Annotated in this window: 15 protein-coding genes, 1 tRNA gene and 1 pseudogene; 8 read left to right on the top strand and 9 right to left on the bottom strand. The window is 70.2% G+C overall.

Translation table 11 applies throughout. The annotated features are described in order from the left end of the window. Window positions 1–115 precede the first annotated feature (115 nt). The 6 genes from rho to argS form a co-directional block, all read right to left on the bottom strand. Window positions 116–2,203 carry a transcription termination factor Rho gene (gene rho, locus QH290_RS24090; RefSeq protein WP_425303647.1) on the bottom strand — a complete coding sequence of 696 codons (2,088 nt, stop codon included), beginning with the start codon at window positions 2,201–2,203 and terminating at the stop codon, window positions 116–118. Window positions 2,204–2,525: 322 nt separating this feature from the next. Continuing rightward, window positions 2,526–3,485, bottom strand: a complete 960-nt coding sequence (thrB, locus tag QH290_RS24085; RefSeq protein ID WP_280385258.1) for a homoserine kinase — start codon at window positions 3,483–3,485, stop codon at window positions 2,526–2,528. Between the two features lie 25 nt (window positions 3,486–3,510). Next, window positions 3,511–4,599, bottom strand: coding sequence for a threonine synthase (thrC, locus tag QH290_RS24080; RefSeq protein WP_280264883.1), 1,089 nt, complete (start codon window positions 4,597–4,599; stop codon window positions 3,511–3,513). Further along, complete coding sequence (locus QH290_RS24075) at window positions 4,596–5,951, bottom strand: homoserine dehydrogenase (RefSeq protein WP_280264882.1); 1,356 nt, start codon at window positions 5,949–5,951, stop codon at window positions 4,596–4,598. Before QH290_RS24075 ends, thrC begins: the two co-directional genes overlap by 4 nt. Further along, entirely contained in the window at window positions 5,948–7,369 is a 1,422-nt protein-coding gene (gene lysA, locus QH290_RS24070; protein ID WP_280385256.1) for a diaminopimelate decarboxylase, read from the bottom strand. Before lysA ends, QH290_RS24075 begins: the two co-directional genes overlap by 4 nt. 25 nt (window positions 7,370–7,394) lie before the next feature. Beyond that, window positions 7,395–9,053, bottom strand: coding sequence for an arginine--tRNA ligase (argS, locus tag QH290_RS24065; protein ID WP_280385255.1), 1,659 nt, complete (start codon window positions 9,051–9,053; stop codon window positions 7,395–7,397). Between the two features lie 91 nt (window positions 9,054–9,144). On the opposite strand from argS, the gene QH290_RS24060 reads away from it, so the two are divergent. The 3 genes from QH290_RS24060 (at window position 9,145) to QH290_RS24050 (ending at window position 10,967) form a co-directional block, all read left to right on the top strand. After that, window positions 9,145–10,107, top strand: a complete 963-nt coding sequence (locus tag QH290_RS24060) for a thioredoxin-like domain-containing protein (protein WP_280385253.1) — start codon at window positions 9,145–9,147, stop codon at window positions 10,105–10,107. Continuing rightward, entirely contained in the window at window positions 10,104–10,802 is a 699-nt protein-coding gene (locus QH290_RS24055; protein ID WP_425301620.1) for a DUF305 domain-containing protein, read from the top strand. Before QH290_RS24060 ends, QH290_RS24055 begins: the two co-directional genes overlap by 4 nt. Before the next feature lie 92 nt (window positions 10,803–10,894). After that, a tRNA-Arg gene (locus tag QH290_RS24050) sits at window positions 10,895–10,967 on the top strand. 43 nt (window positions 10,968–11,010) lie between these two features. On the opposite strand, the gene QH290_RS24045 is transcribed toward QH290_RS24050, so the two are convergent. Next, entirely contained in the window at window positions 11,011–13,854 is a 2,844-nt protein-coding gene (locus QH290_RS24045; protein ID WP_280385251.1) for an ATP-binding protein, read from the bottom strand. A gap of 130 nt (window positions 13,855–13,984) precedes the next feature. Here QH290_RS24045 and QH290_RS24040 point away from each other — a divergent pair, with 130 nt between their 5' ends. After that, window positions 13,985–15,142 carry an epoxide hydrolase family protein gene (locus tag QH290_RS24040; RefSeq protein WP_280385249.1) on the top strand — a complete coding sequence of 386 codons (1,158 nt, stop codon included), beginning with the start codon at window positions 13,985–13,987 and terminating at the stop codon, window positions 15,140–15,142. A gap of 411 nt (window positions 15,143–15,553) precedes the next feature. On the opposite strand, the pseudogene QH290_RS24035 reads toward QH290_RS24040, so the two are convergent. Then, window positions 15,554–16,111: pseudogene (locus QH290_RS24035) on the bottom strand (helix-turn-helix transcriptional regulator); the annotation flags it as partial. Between the two features lie 85 nt (window positions 16,112–16,196). Between QH290_RS24035 and QH290_RS24030 the strand changes: the two are divergent. From QH290_RS24030 to QH290_RS24015, 4 genes are all read left to right on the top strand, one after another. Next, the gene (locus tag QH290_RS24030) at window positions 16,197–17,135 is read left to right on the top strand and encodes a Gfo/Idh/MocA family protein (protein WP_280385247.1); all 939 of its coding nucleotides are present in this window, start codon (window positions 16,197–16,199) and stop codon (window positions 17,133–17,135) included. 73 nt (window positions 17,136–17,208) lie between these two features. Then, window positions 17,209–17,985 carry an SGNH/GDSL hydrolase family protein gene (locus tag QH290_RS24025; RefSeq protein ID WP_280385245.1) on the top strand — a complete coding sequence of 259 codons (777 nt, stop codon included), beginning with the start codon at window positions 17,209–17,211 and terminating at the stop codon, window positions 17,983–17,985. A 115-nt stretch (window positions 17,986–18,100) separates the two neighbouring features. Beyond that, window positions 18,101–19,696 (top strand): flavin-containing monooxygenase, encoded by a 1,596-nt coding sequence (locus QH290_RS24020; RefSeq protein ID WP_280385227.1) that lies wholly within the window; start codon window positions 18,101–18,103, stop codon window positions 19,694–19,696. A gap of 46 nt (window positions 19,697–19,742) precedes the next feature. Further along, window positions 19,743–20,534: a thioesterase family protein gene (locus tag QH290_RS24015; protein WP_280264872.1), complete on the top strand. Its 792-nt coding sequence runs from the start codon at window positions 19,743–19,745 to the stop codon at window positions 20,532–20,534. Window positions 20,535–20,545: 11 nt separating this feature from the next. Here QH290_RS24015 and QH290_RS24010 read toward each other — a convergent pair whose 3' ends face one another. Next, the gene (locus QH290_RS24010; RefSeq protein WP_280385225.1) at window positions 20,546–21,196 is read right to left on the bottom strand and encodes a TetR/AcrR family transcriptional regulator; all 651 of its coding nucleotides are present in this window, start codon (window positions 21,194–21,196) and stop codon (window positions 20,546–20,548) included. Window positions 21,197–21,230 lie beyond the last annotated feature (34 nt).

Genomic DNA, 21,230 nt, shown 5'->3' with positions numbered 1-21,230 from the left:
TTCTCCTGGCTCATCCTCCCCCGGGGGGCGCCGCCCCGCGGCCCGGTTCTACCCCCCCCAACCCCCCGGGGGCGCCCCCCCCCCCGCGCGCCCCCCCCGAGGTCCACCCGGGCTCCTAATCCTCCAGTTGACCCGGGGCGGTCTTGGAGACCGTCATCAGGAACTCGAGGTTGTTCTTGGTCTTCTTCAGGCGGTCGATCAGCAGGTCGATGGCCTGGTGCGAGTCCAGGCCGGACAGCACCCGGCGCAGCTTGTGAATGACCGCGGCCTCGTCGGGGTTCATCAGTAGATCGTCGCGGCGGGTACCGGACGGGTTGACGTCCACCGCCGGGAACACGCGCCGCTCGGCGATCTTGCGGTCCAGCTTCAGCTCGGCGTTGCCGGTGCCCTTGAACTCCTCGAAGATCACCGTGTCACCGGTCGAACCGGTCTCCACCATGGCGGTGGCGATGATCGTCAGCGAGCCGCCGTTCTCGATATTGCGCGCCGCGCCGAGGAACCGCTTGGGCGGGTACAGCGCGGTCGAGTCGATACCACCGGAGAGGATGCGGCCCGACGCCGGGGACGAGTTGTTGTAGGCGCGGCCCAGGCGGGTGATGGAGTCGAGCAGCACGACCACGTCCTGCCCCATCTCCACCAGGCGCTTGGCGCGCTCGATGGCGAGCTCGGCGACCGAGGTGTGATCGCCCGGCGGACGGTCGAAGGTGGAGGCGATCACCTCGCCGCGCACGGTGCGCTGCATGTCGGTGACCTCTTCCGGACGCTCGTCGACCAGCACCACCATGAGGTAGACCTCGGGGTTGTTGACCGCGATCGCGTTCGCGATGTCCTGCATGATCGTGGTCTTACCGGCCTTGGGCGGCGACACGATCAGCGCGCGCTGACCCTTACCGATCGGCATGATCAGGTCGATCACGCGCGTGGTCAGCTTGTTCGGCTGGGTTTCCAGCCGCAGCCGCTGATTGGGGTACAGCGGGGTCAGCTTGTTGAAATCGGGGCGGCGCTTGGCGCTGTCGATATCGGCGCCGTTGACCGTGTCCAGCCGGACCAGCGGATCGAACTTCTGCCGCTGATTGCCCGAATCGCCCTCGCGCGGCGCGCGCACGGCACCGGTGATGGCATCGCCGCGGCGCAGGCCGTTCTTGCGGACCAGATTCATCGAGACGTACACGTCGTTCGGCCCGGCCAGGTAGCCCGAGGTGCGCACGAACGCGTAGTTGTCGAGCACGTCCAGGATCCCGGCCACCGGCTGCAGGACGTCGTCCTCGCGGATCTCGACATCGCGGCTCTCGCCACCGCCACCCTCGCGGTCGCGGCCGCGGCGCCGCTCGCGGAACCGGCGGCCCCGCCGTCCGCGGCCGGACTCCTCGTCGTCGCCGCGCGTGCCGTTCTGGTTGTTCTGGTTCTGGCCGCCCTGGTTGCGGTCGCGACGGCGGTCGCCGGCCTCCTGCTCCGGCTTCGCATCGCCCTCGGACTTCGCGTCGGAGTTCTTGCCCTCCGCCTTGGCCTCGGCGCCCTTGTTCTCCGAGCCCTTGCCCTCAGAACCCTTGCCCTCGGAACCCTTGCCCTCGGAACCCTTGCTCTCGGAACCCTTGCCCTCGGACTTCGACTCGCCCTCGGCGTTGTTCGCCGCGCCGCGCTGTTCGCGCCCCCGGCGCTGCCGACCGCGCCCGCGCTGGCCGCCCTCGCGGCCGCCGTCCTCACCCGAGTCCGGCGCGGCGTTCTGGGATTCGGCGGGCTTGTCCGCGCCGACGCCGTCCAGCGTCTGCTGCTCGGCCCGGGCCGACTTGGCGCCGGATTCGGTCTTGGTGGCCGCTTCGGCCTTGGTCCCCGATTCGGTCTTGGTCTCGGACTTCGCCGCGGCGGGCTCCCCACCGGCCTTCGGCGCCGCGGCCTTCGCCTCGTCCTGGGCGTCCGCGGGCGTGGTCTCGCTGCGGCCACCGCGGGCCGGTTTTCCGGACCCGGAGGCCTGATTCTCCTTGATGGCGGCGATCAGATCGCCTTTACGCATCCCGGAAGTCCCTCGGATACCGAGTTCTCCGGCAAGCGCACGCAACTGCGGCAACAACATTCCAGTCAGCCCCGATCGTGCGACGTCGGTTTGTTCGCTCATCTTCGAAATCTGTCCGGAGTCACTTTCGCGGCCCGAGGTGCGCGCATCGGTATCCACCCCGGGGGTCGCGAGCAGGTCCGTATCTGTCACGGAGATCCTTTCCTTCCCTCGATTGCCGTGTGCTTATTCGAGGGTTCCGTACCGAAGTCCGGTCACTGCGCCGAACTCGGATGCCGTATCGCCTGCCCCGCCGGACCGGCGGCCATCAACCACCTGGTCACAGCCACCGGTTCACAAAGGTGGGAGTGATCATTCCAGTTGCTATCCCCGACGTCCGAGACTCGGGTCCCGAGCCTGCGCAAGGAGCCTGCTGGAGCGATTGCCCTGATGAAGCACCGGCGACTGACGCGCACGATGTACGGACTCGCCCAGGATAGCTCCCACCGTTCAGCTCAGCAAGGCAGGCACGCCGTCAATCCACCCGCACGCCGTCGGAGATGGTCGGCTGCACCACGCGCAGGCCGTCGGCGCCGGCCTGTTGACGCAGCTCAGCAGGGAATTCTCCGGTGTGCAGGGCCAGCACCGTCGGCCCGGCGCCCGACACCGTGGCGGCGATCGCGGCGTCTCGCAGCCTGGTGATCCACGCCGTCGTCAGCGGCAGCGCGGCGGACCGGTACCCCTGGTGCAGGCGGTCCGCGGTGGCCGGTAGCAGCAGGTCGGGACGCTGCGTCAGGGCCACCACCGCCAAGGCGGCGCGGCTGGCGTTGAACGCCGCATCGCCGTGCGGGACCAGTTCCGGTAGCAGCCCGCGGGTGTGTGCGGTCGAGGAACGCTCCTCGGGAACCAGCACCGTCGCCCGCAGCGCGGCATGCGGATCCAGCCGCACCGCACGGTAAATGCGCTGATGGTGATCGGATTTCCCGTTCGCGCCGGTGTCTACCGGGCTACCGGTCTCGGTCCACGACACCACGATGCCGCCCAGCACACTGGCGGCCGCGTTGTCCGGATGGCCCTCGAATTCCGAAGCGAGCTGCACCAATTCGGCATCGTCACCGGTCAGCTCGGGATCGAACTCGCGGGCCAGGCCGCGGCCCGCGGCCAATCCGCCCACCACCGCCGACGCGGAGGACCCCAACCCCCGCGAATGTGGAATCACGTTGCGGCACAACACATCCAGGCCGTCGGCCCAGACTCCCGCCGATTCCAACCCCCTTTCGATCGCACGGACCACGAGATGTGAAGGGCCCCAAGGTACGTCGTCGGCGCCCTCGCCCTCCACCCGGATCGTAAGCCCGGAATCGGTCGTGCGCACCACGATCTCGTCATAAAGACCCAATGCGATGCCGAGCGAATCGAACCCCGGCCCCAGATTCGCGCTCGACGCGGGCACGCGCGCCGTCACCGTGATCCCGGCGGGCAGGGTCCGTGCCATGACCTGGCCTTCGCGCGAACTCAACTCAGGCCAGCTCGAGCTCGTGGGCCACCGCGACCGGATCGACCTGGATCGCCTGGACCTCCGGCATCCCCGACAGCGCGGTATCCGGATCCTTGAGACCGTTGCCGGTCACCGTGCACACCACGGTGAGCCCGGCGTCCAGCCAGCCCTCCGCGCGGGCGGCCAGCAGCCCGGCCACGCTCGCCGCGGAGGCGGGCTCGACGAAGACGCCCTCGGTGCTCGCGATCAGCCGGTATGCGGCGAGGATCTCCTCGTCCGTGGCGGCGCGGAAGGCACCGCCGGATTCCTGCTGCGCGGCCACCGCGCTGTTCCACGAGGCCGGTGCGCCGATCCGGATGGCGGTCGCGATGGTCTCGGGATTCTTCACCGGGGCGCCGCTGACCAGCGGTGCCGCCCCGGCGGCCTGCACGCCCAGCATGCGCGGGCGGACCGTGGTGACGCCGTCGGCGTGGTATTCGCTGTAGCCCTTCCAGTACGCGGTGATGTTCCCCGCGTTGCCGACCGGCAGCGCGTGCACATCGGGGGCCCGGCCGAGCGCGTCGCAGATCTCGAACGCCGCGGTCTTCTGCCCCTCGATGCGGGCCGGGTTCACCGAGTTCACCAGGCCGACCGCCGGAAATTCCGCGGTCACCTTGCGCGCCAGCTCCAGGCAATCGTCGAAGTTGCCCTGCACCTGAATGATCTTGGCGCCCAGCATGACCGCCTGGGCCAGCTTGCCCATCGCGATCTTGCCCTGCGGGATGAGCACCGCGCAGTGCATCCCGGCGCGGGTGGCGTAGGCGGCCGCCGAGGCCGAGGTGTTGCCGGTGGAGGCGCACAGCACCGCCTTCTGACCGCGGGCCTTGGCGTCGGTCATCGCCATGGTCATGCCGCGGTCCTTGAAGGAACCGGTCGGATTGAGACCCTCGACCTTGAGATAGACCTCACAGCCGGTGAGCTCCGACAGATGATGCGCGGGCACCAGCGGGGTGCCGCCCTCGAACAGCGTCACCGGCTCCCAGTCGGCGCCGACCGCGAGCCGGTCGCGGTAGGCGGCGATCAATCCGGGCCACGGAGTGTGGACAGCCGCCGGCTGCACTCCTGTACTCATTCTTCGGTGCCTTCCAATCTCAAGACGCTGGTCACGGACGTGACGGACTCCAACTCGGCGAGCGCTGCCACCGTATCGGCCAGCGCCGACTCCTCCGCGTGGTGGGTGACCACGACGAGCCGGGCGCCCTCGTCGTGTCCCTCCTGGCGGACCGTCGAGATGCTGACACCGTGCTTCGCGAACTCGCCGGCCACCGCCTGCAGCACACCGGTGCGGTCGGCAACCTTCAGATTCACGTGGTAGCGGGTGGGGGTGTCCCCGATCGGCGCGATCGGTAGCTCAGCATAAACCGATTCGCCCGGCGCGCGACCACCGTAGAACTTGTTGCGGGCCGCCATCACCAGATCGCCCATGACCGCGGACGCGGTCGGCGCGCCCCCGGCGCCCTGGCCGTAGAACATCAGCCTGCCCGCGTTCTCGGCCTCCACGACCACGGCATTGAAGGCGCCGTCGACCGCCGACAGGGGGTGCTTGCGCGGGATCAGCGCGGGGTACACCCGGACCGACACCCGCTCCTTGCCGCCCTTGTCGGGGGACGGGTCGCCGGGGATCCGCTCGCAGATTGCCAGCAGCTTGACCGTGCACCCCACGGCATCGGCGGTCTCGAGGTCCTCCCCGGTGATCCGGGAGATGCCCTCGCGGTAGACGTCGGCGGCGGTGACGCGGGTGTGGAACGCCAGCGAGGCCAGGATCGCGGCCTTGGCGGCAGCGTCGTAGCCCTCCACGTCGGCGGTCGGATCGGCCTCGGCGTATCCCAGCCGGGTGGCCTCCTTCAGCGTCAGGTCGTAGTCCGCGCCGGTCTCGTCCATCGCCGACAGGATGAAATTCGTTGTGCCGTTGACGATTCCGATGATCCGGTTGACCCGGTCACCGGACAGCGACTGGATCAGCGGGCGCACCACGGGGATGGCCCCGGCGACCGCGGCCTCGAAGTACAGGTCGGCGCGGCTGCGCTCGGCGGCCGCGGCGAGCTCACCGGTGTAGTCGGCCAGCAGCGCCTTGTTCGCGGTGATCACCGACTTGCCCGCGTTGAGCGCGCTGAGGATGAGCTTGCGCGCCGGGTCGATGCCGCCCATCACCTCGACCACGAGGTCCACGTCGTCGCGGGCCACCAGGGATTCGGCGTCGGTGGTCAGCAGTTCCTCCGGAATGCCGCGGTCCACGCCGACCCGGCGCACCGACACTCCGCGCAGCACCACCGGCGCGCCCACCCGTTCGCGCAGGTCGTCGGCGTGATCGCGCAGAATCCGCACCACCTCGGTTCCGACATTGCCCATGCCGAGCACCGCGACACCGATCGGGTGATCGGCTCCGAAACCACCGGCCCGTGCCTGGCCCAGAACCTCGGTCATGCTTCCACCTCCAAGCTCAACAGGTCGTCTACCGTCTCCCGGCGCAGAATCAGCCGCGACTGCCCGTCGCGCACGGCCACCACGGCCGGACGGGTCAGCATGTTGTAGCGGCTGGACATCGAGTAGCAGTAGGCGCCCGTGGCGGCCACCGCCACCAGGTCACCCGGACCCACGTCCGCGGGGATCCAGGTGTCGCGGATGACGATATCGCCACTCTCACAATGCTTTCCGACCACGCGGGCGACCACCGGGGTGGCATCGCTGGACCGCGAGACCAACCGGCAGTCGTAGTCGGCCTGGTACAGGGCGGGCCGGATGTTGTCGCTCATGCCGCCGTCGACGCTGACGTAGCGGCGCTGCGCACCGGCGTCGAGCGTGACGTCCTTGGTGGTGCCGACCTCGTACAGCGTCACCGTGCCCGGCCCGGCGATGGCCCGTCCCGGTTCCACCGCGATTTCCGGTGTGGCCAAGCCGATCTGGGCGGCCTCGGTCGACACCAGGTCGCGCACCTTGGCGGCGAAGTCGTCCAGCGGCGGCGGGTCGTCGCTAGGCAGATACGAAATGCCAAGCCCGCCACCGAGATCCAGCGTATGGATCTGCTCGGTGCGCTCGACGCCGTACTTGTCGATGGCGTCGCGCAGCAGCCGCAGCATGCGCCGGGCGGAGATCTCGAAGCCGTCGATCTCGAAGATCTGCGAGCCGATGTGGCTGTGCAGGCCGACCAGGCGCAGATTGTCCGCCTCGAACACCCGCGTCAGCGCCTGCATGGCATCGCCACCGGCGATGGAGAAGCCGAACTTCTGATCCTCGTGCGCGGTCGAAATGTATTCGTGCGTATGGGCTTCCACGCCGACCGTGACCCGCACCAGGACGTCCTGGACGACACCCGCGCGACCGGCCACCGCCTCCAGCCGATCGATCTCGATCAGCGAGTCGACGACCACGTGCCCGACTCCCGCGGTCACCGCCGCTTCCAGCTCGGGAACCGATTTGTTGTTGCCGTGCAACGCGATTCGCTCGGCCGGGAAGCCCGCGTGCAGCGCCACCGCCAGCTCGCCGCCGGAGCAGACGTCCAGATACAGCCCCTCGTCGCGCACCCAGCGCGCGACCTCGCCGCACAGGAACGCCTTGGAGGCGTAGTGCACTCGCGCATGGTCACCGAAGGCGCGCAGCATGTCGCGGCAGCGGGACCGGAAGTCGTCCTCGTCCACCACGAACAGCGGCGTGCCGTACTGCCGCGCCAGCTCGGTGACCGGGACCCCGGCCAGCCGCACGACCCCGTCGGCGTCGCGAGAGGCGTTGCGGGGCCACACGTTCGCGGGCAGCTCGATCAGCTGTTTCGGATCGGAGGGCCGCTCCGGCAGATTCGGTGCGTGGGGGATTTCGGCATGCCGGGGCCCGGCGGGATGCGCGCTCACGAGGATTCCTTTCCGGCCGGGGTGGTCACATGCGCTCCGGTGCCGAAACGCCCAGCAGGGCAAGGCCGTTCGACAACACCTGCCGGGTGGCCCGGACCAGTTCGAGGCGGGCGGCGTGCAGCGGTGTCACCGGGTCGTCGCCCTTGGGCAGCACGCGCATGTCGTCGTCGGACTGGAACGGGTGGTACACACCCGCCAGCTCCTCGAGGTACCGGACCACACGATGCGGTTCCCGCGTCTCCGCGGCCGTGGCCACCACCCGCGGATACTCGCCGAGGGTGCGGATCAGCTCGCCCTCCCGCTCGGAGGTCATCAGGCCCAGATCCGGTGTCACCGAATCGAATCCGAAGGCCGCCGAATTCTCGATGATGCGGCAGGTGCGCGCGTGCGCGTACTGCACGTAGTAGACCGGGTTCTCGCTGCTCTGCTTGGTCCACAGGCCCAGGTCGATATCGATGCCGGTATTCACCGACGACCGCACCAGCGAGTACCGGGCGGCGTCCACGCCGATCGCCTCGACCAGATCGTCCAGCGTGATCACGGTGCCCGCGCGCTTGGACATCCGCACGGCCACACCGTCTTTCACCAGATTCACCATCTGGCCGATGAGCACCTCGACGGTATTCGGGTCGTCACCGAACGCGGCGGCCGCGGCCTTCAGGCGGCCGATGTAGCCGTGGTGGTCGGCGCCGAGCATGTAGATGCACAGATCGAAGCCGCGCGAGCGCTTGTTGTGGAAGTAGGCGATATCACCGGCGATGTACGCGGCGTTGCCGTCGCTCTTGAGGACGACCCGGTCCTTGTCGTCGCCGTACTCGGTGGAGGCGATCCACCATGCACCGTCCTTCTCGTACAGCCTGCCGGACGCCTTCAGCTCCGCGACCGCCCGCTCGACCGCGCCCGATTCGAACAGCGAACTCTCGTTGAAGTACACGTCGAAGTCGGTGCCGAAGTCGTGCAGGGTCTGCTTGATGTGCGCGAACATCAGCTCGACGCCCTCGCGCCGGAACAGCTCGTGCCGCTCGGCCTCGGGCAGCTCGGCCGCGCCCGGGTTGTCGGCGACGATCTTGGCGGCGATCTCGCCGATGTAGGCGCCCGCGTACCCGTCCTCCGGCGTCGGTGCGCCCGTGGCCGCGGCGACCAGGGAGTTGGCGAACCGGTCGATCTGCGCGCCGTGGTCGTTGAAGTAGTACTCGCGGGTGACGTCGGCGCCCTGCGCGGCCAGGATGCGGCCCAGCGCGTCGCCCACCGCGGCCCACCGGGTGCCGCCCAGATGGACCGGCCCGGTCGGGTTGGCGGAGACGAACTCCAAGTTGATCTTCCGGTCGCGCAGGGTGTCCGCCGAGCCGTACCGCTCGCCCGCGGCCAGCACCTTCTCCACGATCGCGCCCTGCGCGGACGCGGCCAGCCGGATGTTCAGGAAGCCCGGACCCGCGACCTCGGCGGAGTCGATGCCCTCGGCCGCCGACAGCGCCTCGGCGAGCAGTCCGGCCAGCTCGCGCGGATTCAATCCCGCCTTCTTGGCCACCTGCATGGCCACATTCGTGGCATAGTCACCGTGTTCCGGATTGCGGGGACGCTCCACCTTGACCTCGTCGGGCAGGACCGCAGGGTCCGATCCACGTTCGACAAGCACCTTCGCCGCGGTAGCACGAAGGAGATCTGCAAGGTCAGCTGGAGTCACGAGTCTCTATCCTATGGTCCGAGCAGGTGGGCGCCGCCAGCGGGCACCCGCAGCGGGGATCGTCGGATGGATCGATGGAGAGTACGACAGGATGCCGAACACCAGCGCGAAATCGGCCAAGGCCATTCGGGCCGCCGCGAAGTACTCGCCCGCCCGCAAGTCCGCGGGTGGCGGCAACCGGCCCCGACGCCAGATTCCGTGGCTGGCCCTCGGCGCCGCTGCGGTCATCATCGCCCTGATCGGCGCGCTGGCGGTCTATCTGGTGCCGAAGTATCAGGAGAAGGCCGACGCGGAGAAGTTCACCCCCACCGCCGACAAGAAGGATCCGTCCACGGAGATCTCCGGCGTGATCAAGAAGGACTACCCCGCGGGCCTGCACGTGCGGCCCGGGCAGCGGGTGGCCTACGACCAGAGCCCGGCGATGGGCGGCCCGCACGACGCCTCGTGGGCCGACTGCACCGGCGTGGTGTACGCCAAGCCCATCCGGACCGAGAACGCGGTGCACTCGCTCGAGCACGGCGCGGTGTGGATCACCTACGACCCGGACCGGGTCGACGGCGCGGCGGTCGACACGCTGAAGCGGAAGGTGCAGGGGCAGCCCGCCATGCTGATGTCGCCCTATCCGGGCCTCGATGCGCCGATCGCGCTGCAGGCGTGGGGGCATCAGCTGAAGCTCGACAGCGCCGACGACCGGCGCATCGGCCAGTTCATCGCGTCGCTGCGGCTCAACCAGTACAGCTATCCGGAGGTCGGCGCCGACTGCGCGAACCCGACCTTCGACACCGACAACCCACCGCCGTTCGACGCCACGCCCCCGGGCCCCGACGCGGTACCGATCGACGGCAAGGGCCTCACGCCCGACCCCAGCGAAACCACCGGCGGCCTGCCCGGCGGCATCCCCGGACTACCCGGCATGCCGGGCTTCCCCGGCGGACTGCCGGGCCAAGCGCTACCGGGCGGGGCGCTGCCGGGCCAAGCACTACCGGGCGGGGTAATGCCGGGCCAGCAACCCGGCGGAGTGCCGGGCGGCGCCGCGGGACGGCCGGGACAGTGACCGAGGCCGAGAACGCCGAGGCCGAGAATGCCGCGGGCGGGGACACCGTAAGTCTGCTGCGGCGACGTCCGGTTCTGCTGGCGCTGGTGGCGGTCGCCATTGTGCTGGTCGGCTTCACCGTTGGCTTGGTGGCGCGAATTCCGTTGCAGGACAAGGCCGTTGTTCCCAATGCGGTGGATGTGGGGTTCTGCCAGGACATGTCCGTGCATCATGCGCAGGCGGTGCAGATGGCCGGGGTGGAGTTGTCCGGCGGCGCCGACCCGGACGTGCGGCGGCTGGCCTACGACATCCTCACCACGCAGCAGAACCAGGCGGGCCGCATGCAGGGCTGGCTGCAGCTGTGGGAGAAGCCGACGGTGGGCCCCGACGGCTACATGGGCTGGATGACCGAGACCGGCGGCGACCACGGCATGCGGCACGCGGGCCCGATGCCGTCGATGCCGGGCATGGCGAGCCCGCAGGAGATGGCGCAGTTGCGCCGCACGACCGGCCCCGCGCTCGACACGCTGTTCCTGCAGCTGATGCTGCGCCACCACCGGGGCGGAATCCCCATGACCGACTACGCCGGAGCCCACGCCGACACCGATGCGGTACGTTCGCTCGCCACCAGCATGGGCGCCACCCAGCAGGGCGAGATGCAGCTCATGACCGAAATGCTGGCCGCCCGCGGCGCCACTCCCCTCCCGCTCGGCTGACACCCCGCTCACCCCCGCTTTTTGGCGCACGCGGCCGGATGCGATACGCTTTCCGGGCCCGATCGGACGATGTGACCGAGAGGGTCCACCCCGCCCTCGTAGCTCAGGGGATAGAGCGTCTGCCTCCGGAGCAGAAGGCCGCAGGTTCGATTCCTGCCGAGGGCACACAGACCAGGCCCTGGCCATATCGGCCGGGGCCTTTGTCGTGTCAGGAGAGCAGGTTGTGGTGGTGGGCCACGGCGGCCGCTTCGGTGCGGGTGGCCGCGCCGAGCTTGGTGAGGATTCGGGAGACGTGGACACCGGCGGTGTTGGCGCTGATGAACAGCTCGGTGGCGATATTCCGGTTGCTCATGCCCTCGGCGACCAGGCGCAGCACGTCGAGTTCGCGGGCGGTAAGGCCGAAACTGCGCGGCGCGCCGGTCGCGGCCGAGCTCGGCGGATCGGCACGGGCGTGCTCCAGCGTCAGGCGAGCGCGACGAGCCAGGTCCTGCGCGGCGGCGAGCAGCGGGGCGGCGCCGAGATCCGCGGCCCGCTCCGCCGCCGCTCGCAGCGCGACGGAGGCCGCCGTCCGGTCTCCTTCGGCGACAGCGGATTCGGCCGCGGCCAGTAGGGCTCGCGCCTGTTCGTAGGGTTGGTTCAGGGCTGCCCAGGCAGCGGCGGCGGTCGACCAGTCGGCCGCGGTCGCGGTGTCGTGAGCACGGAACTCGGCCGCGTGCGCCCGGTCGACGGGCGAGGTCCGCGGCAGCGATTCGGCCAGTGCCCGCAGTTCGGCCGGGACCCGCGGCACCCGGGCGCTCAACGCCACCAGCGGCCAGGATTCGTGTGGATGGGCCGTCAGCACGGTCGTGCCCGCGGCGACCACGTGCTCCAGAATCGCTTGCGCCACATCCGTTTCCCCGCGCTCCAGGGCCAACGCGGCGCGCAGGGCGTACAGCTGGATGCGATACTGCCGAGCCCAGGGGCCGTCCCCGAGCTGCGTCGCCGCCTGCTCGGCCGAATCGTGCGCGGCCGAGGAGTTCCCTTGCGCCAGGGCGATTCTGGCATGACACAGCCGCAGCGCGGCGATGCTCAGCGGCGGCAACTGCGCCAGCTGCACATCATCGACCACCTCGAGCGCCTCGGACCAGCGCCCGAGAGCGACCAGCGCCTGCACCCACTTCACGTACAGGATCGGTCCCGACGCCTCGAACCGAAAGGCCGTGTGCGCCGCGCGTATTCCCTGCTGAGCCAGGTCGACGGCCGCCTGGTATCGGCCCGCGGCCACCAGTACCGCCGACTCCCAGACCGCGACGTCGAGTACGGTCCGCGAGTCGGAGGACGCCTCGGCGTCCCGCCGGGCGCGACCGAAACAGGCTATGGCGCGGTCGATGTCGTCGGCCGCCGCCAGGCCTCGGCAGGCGTGGGCGCGAGCACGGAGCCGGGCGATCCGTACCGGGTCCGGGTCCGGGGAGGATTCGAGGAGGCGCAGGACCGCGGCCGCGTCCTCGTCCGCACCGACCGGATCCCCGGTGAAGACGCGATGCAGTGCGCGATCGGCCAGGATTTCCGCGCGGAGAATCGACGGCGCCCGTGGGGGCAGCAGTTCCAGGGCCCGGTCCACATCGCCGCCCGGACCGGAGCCGGTGCGGCTGCGCAGCGCGGCACGCAGCCGATACAGCCGGGCGGCGCGCACCGGTTCACCGTCCGGGTCGACGGCCGCCAGCGCCCCCTCGACGGCGGCGCTTCCCCTCGCGATCGCACCGGTGCGGTCGCACGCTGCCGCAAGCTGTTCCAGCACAGCACCTTTCGTGGTCGACAGCAGTTCGGCGGCGGGCAGGTCGTCCCACAGATCCGCCACCCGCTGCAGCGGATACAGCTGTGCGGCAGCATCGTCGGCGCCCGCGGCGGCCTGCCAGTGGGCGATCAGCGCCTGCCGCATGTCGTTCGACGCCTCGGCATGATGCGCCAGCTCGGTGTGGTAGACCGAGGGCGGCAGCGCCTCGCGGCCGGTGCGCAGGATCTCGACGAGTCCGGCGTGCATGCGCGCGCGTTCGGCCGGTAGCAGATCCTCGTAGACGGCCTGCCGGATCAGCACATGCCGGAATTCGTAACCGGTCTCGGATGTCAGCAGTAGCTGCCGATCGCTCAGCTCACGAACAGCCACGAGCAACGATGCGGCCGGGAGGTCGGTGAGCGCGGCCAGGGTGTCGTGGCGCACCGGCGAGCCGATGACCGCGGCCGCCGCCAGGACGGCACGGCCGGTGTCGCTCAGACCGGAGACGAAACTCAGCAGCAGGTCCGTCATGTCGGCCGGGATCTGCTCCGGCGACCGGCTCAGCGCCTCGACGAACAACGGGTTTCCGCCGCTGCGCTCGGACACCTGGGAGATGACCGCCGGTTCGGGCTCGCTGCCCAGTAGCGCCGCCAGCTGTCGCCCGACCTCGTGCCGCGTCAACGACCGCGGAACGATCACGCGCACCGCGGGATCGCGGCGCAAACGAGCCACCCATTCGCGCAGCGGCGCGGACTCGGCGGGCCGGTAGGTGCCGACCAGCAGCACCTCTCGCTGCGACAGGTTGGCCACCAGGAACGCCAGCAACTCCCGGGTGCCCTGGTCGGCCCAGTGCAGATCCTCGAGGACGAGGACGACCGGCCGCGCCGCGCCCCACTGCTCCAGCAGCATCAGGACCTCGCCGAACAGCCGGGTGCCGTCCGGTTCCCCCACCGGCAGCCCGGAACGCACCGCCAGTTGCGGCAGCCAGCGAGCCAGTGCGGGGCGGGGCGGGAGCGCCGCGGCGACCTCGTCGACCCCGAGCCTGCGCACCGCGGTCCGCAGCGCGGCCATGAACGGCGCGAAAGCCGTTGCGGCACCGCCAAATTCGGGGCAACGGCCGATCAGCAGGTGCACCGACGGATCGAGGCGGCCACCGAACTCGGCGATCAACCGGGATTTCCCGATCCCCGCCTCGCCGCCGATCAGCACCGCGCTCACCCGGTCGTCGGCAACGGCCTCCGCCAGCTGTGTCACCTCGGCGGCGCGGCCCACCAGCACGCCGCTGACCACCTCACTCATCCGGCAATCATGGCGCATCGGCGGAGCGTTCGGCAGCGGAGGGCTCTTTACCGGCGGGCAGGACGAACGGCCCCGAAATAACGAGATCTGAGGATTCGGCCGACCCCTCTTTACCGAAACCATCATTGTCATGAACGACAACGAGATCCGCCCCTTCCGCATCGACATCCCCCAGGCCGACCTGGACGACCTGCGCGACCGCCTGAGCCGCACACGCTGGATCGACACCGGCGACGCGGGCTGGGAGCGCGGGGTCCCCACCGCCTACCTGCGCGATCTGGTCACCTACTGGGCCGAGAAATTCGATTGGCGCGCCGTCGAATCCCGGCTCAACGCCCACCCGCAGTTCACCACCACCATCGACGGCCAGAACGTGCACTTCCTGCACATCCGCTCCCCGCGGGACGAGGCGACGCCGCTGCTGCTGATCCACGGCTGGCCCGGCACCGCCGCCGACTTCCTCGATCTGATCGGCCCACTCACCGACCCGGCGGCGCACGGCGAACCCGATGCCCCGGCATTCCACCTGGTCATTCCGACCCTGCCGGGACACGGCTTCTCGGGCCCGCTCACCGAATTGGGCTGGCACGACGGCAGGGTCGCCGCCGCACTGGCCGAGCTCATGGCCCGCCTCGGCTACGACCGTTACGGTGTCCAGGGCGGCGACCACGGCGCCTTCATCGGCCCCCGCCTGGCCCGCGAGCACGCCGAGCGGGTGATCGGGGTGCACGCCAATGCGCTGGTCACCTTCCCGACCGGTGATCCCGCGGACATGGCGGCCCTCACCGACGCCGAGCGGCAGCGCCTCGCGGCCATGAAGCGCTGGCAGGACGACGGTTCGGCCTATATGAGCCTGGCCGGTTCGCGCCCGAACACCTTGGCGCAGTTGCTCGCCGACTCACCGGTCGGGCAGTTGGGCTGGATCGTCGAGAAGTACAAGGAGTGGACCGACGCCACCCACGAACTGCCGGAGCAGGCCATCGACCGCGACACGATGCTGACCACCGTCACCGTCTACTGGCTCACCGACACCGCCCGCAGCGTGGCCAACTACTACTACGAGCGTTTCCACGACGGGGCGATGTTCGCGCCCCGGCCCAAGGGCACCGTGCCGACCGGGGTGGCGGTCTTCACCACCGCGGACTTCGCGATCCGCCGCTTCGCCGAGCAGGCGCACACCATCGTGCACTGGTCCGAGTTCTACTCGGGCGGCCACTTCCCCGCGCTGGAGGTCCCCGACCTGCTCATCGGTGACATCCGCGAGTTCTTCCGCGGCCTCGCTCACTGACGGCCGAGCGGGCCCGATTCTGTTGCGGCGCGGGCTCGTTCGCCGAGCGCGCGCAGCAGCGGGACGAGTTCGGGGGGGACCGAGCAGGGTGTAGGGCATCGGGAGCAGGGCGATGTTGTAGGCGACGTAGTGCGGGGCGTCGGGGTAGGTCGTGAGGACACAGGCTCCGTCGTCGGCGGGTTCGAGCGCTCCCTGCCGGGCGCTCACGCGGGTGCGGGCGACGTCGATCGGCTCGTGGAGCAGCGCGCGGCCCTGCACCGTCCCGGTCCGGCGCAGGGAGCCGATCAGCCAGCTCGCCGCATCCATGCCCTCGGGCAGCTCCCGCTGCGGAACGCGCACGCCGGTGCGGTGCACGGCGGCGATGCGGTCGAGCCGGAACGTCCGCCAGTCGGCGCGGTCGTCGTCGAACGCGATCAGATACCAGCGGCTACCCGCGGCCACCAGGTGGTGCGGTTCGACGAAACGCTTGCTTACGCTGCCGCCGGACTTGGTGTATGCGAAACGCACCTTCTCGTGCGCGCGGCATGCCGACGCCAATCCCGCCAGCGTTTCGGGATCCACCTCGACCCCGCCACCGGCCGGGAGCACGTCGGCCCGCGACAGGTCCGACACCCGACGCCGCAGTCGGCTGGGCAGCACCTGTTCGAGTTTCGCCAGGGCCCGCAGCGAGGCGTCCTCGATGCCGGTGATCGCCGACCTCGCGCCGGTGCGCAACCCGACGGCGATCGCGACGGCTTCCTCGTCGTCGAGCACCAGCGGCGGCAGCGCCGCGCCCGCGACCAGGCGATATCCGCCGATATTGCCCTGGGTGGCGTGCACCGGATACCCGAGTTCGCGCAGCCGTTCGATATCCCGCCGGATGGTGCGAGGACTGGCCCCCAGCCGCTCGGCCAGTTCGACGCCGGTCCATTCCCGCGGGGACTGCAGCAGCGACAGCAGGTGTAGCAACCGGCCTGTGGGATCGCGCACAGGTCCATTCTGACGCCGCTATAGGTCTTCGAGTGACCTATTGGCTCCTTAGCGTCGAGGAGAACGGCGAGTGAAAGGAGTCATTGTGAAGGTTGCACTGCTGGGTACCGGCATCGCGCAGGCTCATGCCGCGGGTTTCCGGCGGCACCCGGACGTCGAGGTGGTCGTCTACGGTCGGACGCCGGAGAAGGCGGAGGACATGGCGAACCGATTCGGCTGTCGGTTCACCACGGACCTGGATTCGGTCTTCGCCGATCCCGGCATCGATCTGATCGATATCTGCCTGCCCACCCGCATGCACGCCGAGCTGGTGCTGCGGGCCCTCGACGCCGGGAAGCACGTGCTGACGGAATTGCCGCTCGCGCCGACCATGGCCGACGCGCGTGCGGTCGCCGCGGCCGCGGCGAATGCCGACACGCAGGTGTTCGTCGACATGTTCAATCGCTTCGTGCCGCAGAGCCGGGTGCTGGTCGATACCGTGCGCGGCGGCACCTACGGGCGGCTGCGCCAGCTGTCGGTGGAGATGAACACCGCCCTGCTGTGGCCGGGCGCGAGCATCGGCCTGCGGCAGATTCCGCTGGATTCGATGCTCGGCGACATCGATACGATCGTGCGGGCGCTGGGTGTGCCCGGCGGGGTCTCGGTCGCGACAGCGGAGAAGGACGCCGAGGCGGCGGCGGTGGACGTCCATCTCGACTACCCGGACGCTCTGGTGCGCTGTTCGACATCGTCCATGCTGCCGATGAGCTATGGGGCGCAGGGCGGTTACCGCGCGATCTTCGACAACGGCGCCCTGGAGAGCAGATTCACCATGGGTTTCGACGGTAAGCCCGACTCGGTCGTCACCGCCTACACCGCCGCGGGTGCGACCCGGCTCGACATCCCGCCCGCCGACCAGTACGCGGCGATGATCGACCACGTCCTGGACTGCCTGAACGGCAAGGCCACCAACATGATCGGACCCGAAACCGTGCTCGACAGTCTCGATGTGACGATTCGGATCGATGCGGCCGTGAACGGCTGACCGCGCCGCGAATTCCACACATCCGGGGCACAATTCGGAGTCGCGAGGTAACCCCGTCGATGAGGAGACTCCGATGCCCACTGGGCGCCCCTACCGTGCACTCGCCGCACTGGCCGCGGCACCGGCCCTGTTACTCGCCGGTGCGCCCGCCGCCCAGGCGACGCCGACCTTCGAAAGGTATGTCGCCCTGGGGGATTCGGCGGCCGCCGTGGGCACGCTGGATCGCCTGCAGCCGGGCAGTTCGCCGGGCTGCCTGCGGGCCGCGGACAACTATCCGTCGGTACTCGCCCGGTCCCTGGGCGTCGCGAGCTTCACCGATGTGAGCTGCGCGGGGGCGCAGACCCAGCACATGACCGTGCCGCAGACGCCCCGGGTCGGGCCGCCGAATCCCGCGCAATTCGAGGCGCTCACCGCCGACACCGATCTGGTGACGATCACCATCGGCGCCAACGACGTCGGCGCCACGAATATCAACACCCTCACCGCGGCACAGCTCGAGACCGTGCGCGGCACTGTCGGCGCCGTGCTCGACGAGATCCACGCGCGCGCACCGCATGCCACCGTCGTCGTCACCACCTACATGCGGTACCTGCCGGTGAGCGGCGGTTGCTACGGCCTCACCGATCAGGGTGGCATCCAGCGGATCACCGACACCCTGCGCGCGGTCGCGACGACGCACGCGGCCCGTTTCGCGGACAACTTCGCGCGCACCGGACACGACATGTGCCAGCCGCCGGGCACCAACTGGGTCAACGGGCCGGTTCCGGATACGCTCTCTGTTCCCTTGCACGCCAACGCGATCGGGCAGGCGCACATCGCCGAGACGGTCGCCGCCGCCTTGGCCGACTGATTCGGGCCGCGCGGCGCGCACCGCGGAACCGGTGTATCGAAGGAGCACGACTGGTCACGAGCCGCCCCTGAGGGCTACCCTGTCTGGGACAGAGCCTTGTCCGAGGAGGTTGACGATGACCCCTACCGCACCAGCCGACTCGACCGGGCAGGTGGGACCCGCGGTCCCCGACTTCGAGGTGGCCGTGGTCGGTGCCGGGCCGGGCGGCATCGCCGCCGCGGTGAAGCTGCGCAAGGCCGGGCTGCGCGATTTCGTGGTGCTCGAGCGCGCCGACGACGTCGGCGGCAGCTGGCACGAGAATCGCTATCCGGGCCTCGGCGTCGACATCCCCGGCGTCGCCTACCAGTACTCCTTCGCGCGAAATGCCTACTGGAGCAGGGTATTTCCCCGCGGCGCCGAGGTCAGGCGCTACCACGCCGAGGTCGCCCGCCGCTTCGGGATCTATCCGCACATCCGCTTCGGCGTCGACGTGGCGAGCGAGCGGTGGGACGACGCGAACCATCTGTGGCGCCTGCACACCGCCGCGGGCGAGGTGATCACCGCGCGCTTCCTGATCAGCGCCGTCGGCGCCTTCGTGCGCCCCAAGGACGATCCGGGCATCCCCGGCCTGGCCACCTTCGGCGGGAAGATCCAGCGCCCCTCGGACTGGGACGACGACTACGACCATCGCGGCAAGCGGGTCGCCGTCATCGGCACCGGCGCGAGTTCGGTGCAGATCGTGCCCGCCATCTGCGGCGAGGTCGCGAAACTCGAGGTATTCCAACGCACTCCGGTGTGGTGCGCGCCGAAGCCGGACTTCCGCGTCCCCCGCCCGGTGCAGCGCGTGCTCGCCGTCCCCGGCCTGGTCGCGGCCGGTCACGGGGCGGTGCTCGCCGCGGTCGACGCCGGGCTGCGGTTCGGCACCTCCGCGCCGCTGTGGTCGGCCAAGGCCGTCATGTGGACCTTCGACAAGGCGGCCATCGCGGGGTACCGGCGCTACCTGCGAATGATGGTGCGCGACAAGGACACCGCGCGCCGGCTGGCACCGGACTACGGCCCGATCGCCAAGCGGCCGACCATGTCGACGGGCTACATCCCGGCCTTCAACCGCGACAATGTCACCCTGGTGACCGAGCCGATCGAGCGCATCACCGAGCGCGGCCTGCGCACCCGCGACGGCGTCGAGCACGAGGTCGACATGATCGTGCTGGCCACCGGCTACGAGGTGTTCTCGGACCCGGAGACCTACCGGCGGGGCACGATCGTCGGCCGCGGCGGCCTCGATCTCGGCAAGTTCTACACCGAGCACGGATTGCAGGCGTACCAGAGTGTTTCGCTGCCGGGACTGCCGAACCGGTGGATGCTGGTGGGCCCGTATTCGTGGACCGGCAGCGGCTGGCACGCGTTCGTGGAGATGACCGCCGATCACGCGGTGCGCGCGATCAAGGAGGCCACCCGGCGCGGGGCCACCGCCGTGGAGATCCGCCGGGAGGTACACGAGGCATACCATCGGCGCATCTATCGCCGCGCCGCCGCGCTGCGCTACTACCTGGCCGATCTCAACGGGCACGTCCCGACGTATTACCGCAATTCCCAAGGGGATACGACCTACGTCCGGCCCTCGGGGTTCTACGAGGCCCGCCGGGGCAATCGCCGTTTCCCGCTCGACGACTACCGCTACGAGCGCCCGCGGCGCGAGTCGGAGTCGCCCCGCGCGACCCTGGCGTCCTGACCCGTTTCCCGGCCGCGGCACGGGCGCGTCGTAGGCTCACCTCACCATGGATGCCTACTACCTTCCCGACCCGGCAGACCCGAGCCGCTTCGAATCCACCGAGCTCACCCGGGGGCCGTGGTCGCCCGACGCCCAGCACGCGGGGCCGCCGTCCGCGCTGCTCGCCCATGTCATCGAGCGGTGCGAGCCGCGCGACGGCTTCCGGATCGGCCGGATGGCGGTGGAGATCCTGGGCCCGGTACCGATCGCGCCGCTGACCGTCGAGGCGCGGGTGGCCCGCCCCGGGCGCAGCGTAGAAATGCTCGAGGCCACGCTGAGCTCCGACCGGGGACCGGTGCTGAAGGCCACGGCCTGGCGGCTGCGGCAGGCGCATCCCGAACTCGACCTGCCGACCGAGGTGCTGCCGTCCGGCGGCCACCCCGGACCGGACACCGGCAAGGAGGAGGCACACTTCCCGTCGGACCAGCCCGTCGGCTATCACACGAGCATCGACTTCCGGTTCGTCACAGGCGATTTCGCCGAACCCGGCCCGGCCGTGTGCTGGTTCCGCCTGCGCCAGCCGATCGTCGCCGGGACCACCCCGAGCCCGTGGGAGCGCACCCTCGCCGCGGCCGACGCGGCCAGCGGTGTGAGCGCCACATTGGATTGGGGCCGTTACCTTTTCATCAACACCGACCTCACGGTGACCCTGCACCGCGAACCGGTCGGCGAATGGATCTGCCTCGACGCCGTCACCTATCCGGACCGCGGCGGCATCGGTCTCGCGGAGTCGCGCATCTACGACGAGAAGGGCCCGGCGGGCCGCAGCGTCCAGACGCTGCTGCTCGCCGAGCGGTAGGGACCGGACGGCTACTCGTTTCGTTCCAGCCCCGGAATCACCAGCGCCTCCTCGGTGGGTGGGTACGGCGATTCCGGTGCGCCGGGCCGGAATCCGGCCAGCTGCAGGGAGAGGTGGCGGCGCCAGGCGTCCGGGGCGCGGTCGGCGGTGGCGTTGATCAGGCCGCGGACCGAGAGCACGCAGAGGAAGACGTCGGTGAAGGTCAGGTCCTCGCGAATCCGCCCGGCCCGCTGGGCCTCGTGCAGCAACGACCGGATCATCGCCCAGAACTGCGGCCGTCCGGGATCCTCGTCCAAAGGGAAGGTCTGCCACAGTAATTCGCGATCGCGATGATGGGACTGGATCTCGGCGCAGACGCTCCACAGGCACGCCTCCAGTCCGAGCCCGGGCGGCTGCGCGGCCGCCGCGTCGGCGCCGTGGCTCGCGATATCGGCCAGGATCTCCTGCCGCAGCGTCAGCAGCAGGTCCTTCTTGGTGGGGAAATGCCGATACAGGGTGCCCATGCCGAGCCCGGCCCGGCGCGCGATCTCCTCGACACCGGCGTCGAGGCCCTGTTCGGCGTAGACCTCCCGGGCCGCCTCCAGCAGCAGTTGCCGATTCCGCAGGACATCGCGGCGCACCGGGCGGTCGCCGGTGCGCTCCGGCGATTCGGGTGGCGTCATCGTGCGGCCGACTCCTTTCCCTGCGGGGTCGGTG

This window comes from Nocardia wallacei, assembly GCF_029869545.1.
GTDB classification, from domain to species: Bacteria; Actinomycetota; Actinomycetes; order Mycobacteriales; family Mycobacteriaceae; genus Nocardia; species Nocardia wallacei_A.
The sequence above is the reverse complement of the archived record's forward strand: the minus strand, read 5'-3'. Positions and strand labels throughout refer to the sequence as shown.

Coding starts and splice junctions, on each gene's coding strand:
- thrB (WP_280385258.1), bottom strand. CDS start 3,485: ATGGCACGGACCCTGCCCGCCGGGATCACGGTGACGGCGCGCGTGCCC.
- thrC (WP_280264883.1), bottom strand. CDS start 4,599: ATGAGTACAGGAGTGCAGCCGGCGGCTGTCCACACTCCGTGGCCCGGA.
- QH290_RS24075 (WP_280264882.1), bottom strand. CDS start 5,951: ATGACCGAGGTTCTGGGCCAGGCACGGGCCGGTGGTTTCGGAGCCGAT.
- QH290_RS24060 (WP_280385253.1), top strand. CDS start 9,145: ATGCCGAACACCAGCGCGAAATCGGCCAAGGCCATTCGGGCCGCCGCG.
- QH290_RS24045 (WP_280385251.1), bottom strand. CDS start 13,854: ATGAGTGAGGTGGTCAGCGGCGTGCTGGTGGGCCGCGCCGCCGAGGTG.
- QH290_RS24040 (WP_280385249.1), top strand. CDS start 13,985: ATGAACGACAACGAGATCCGCCCCTTCCGCATCGACATCCCCCAGGCC.
- QH290_RS24025 (WP_280385245.1), top strand. CDS start 17,209: ATGCCCACTGGGCGCCCCTACCGTGCACTCGCCGCACTGGCCGCGGCA.
- QH290_RS24020 (WP_280385227.1), top strand. CDS start 18,101: ATGACCCCTACCGCACCAGCCGACTCGACCGGGCAGGTGGGACCCGCG.
- QH290_RS24015 (WP_280264872.1), top strand. CDS start 19,743: ATGGATGCCTACTACCTTCCCGACCCGGCAGACCCGAGCCGCTTCGAA.
- QH290_RS24010 (WP_280385225.1), bottom strand. CDS start 21,196: ATGACGCCACCCGAATCGCCGGAGCGCACCGGCGACCGCCCGGTGCGC.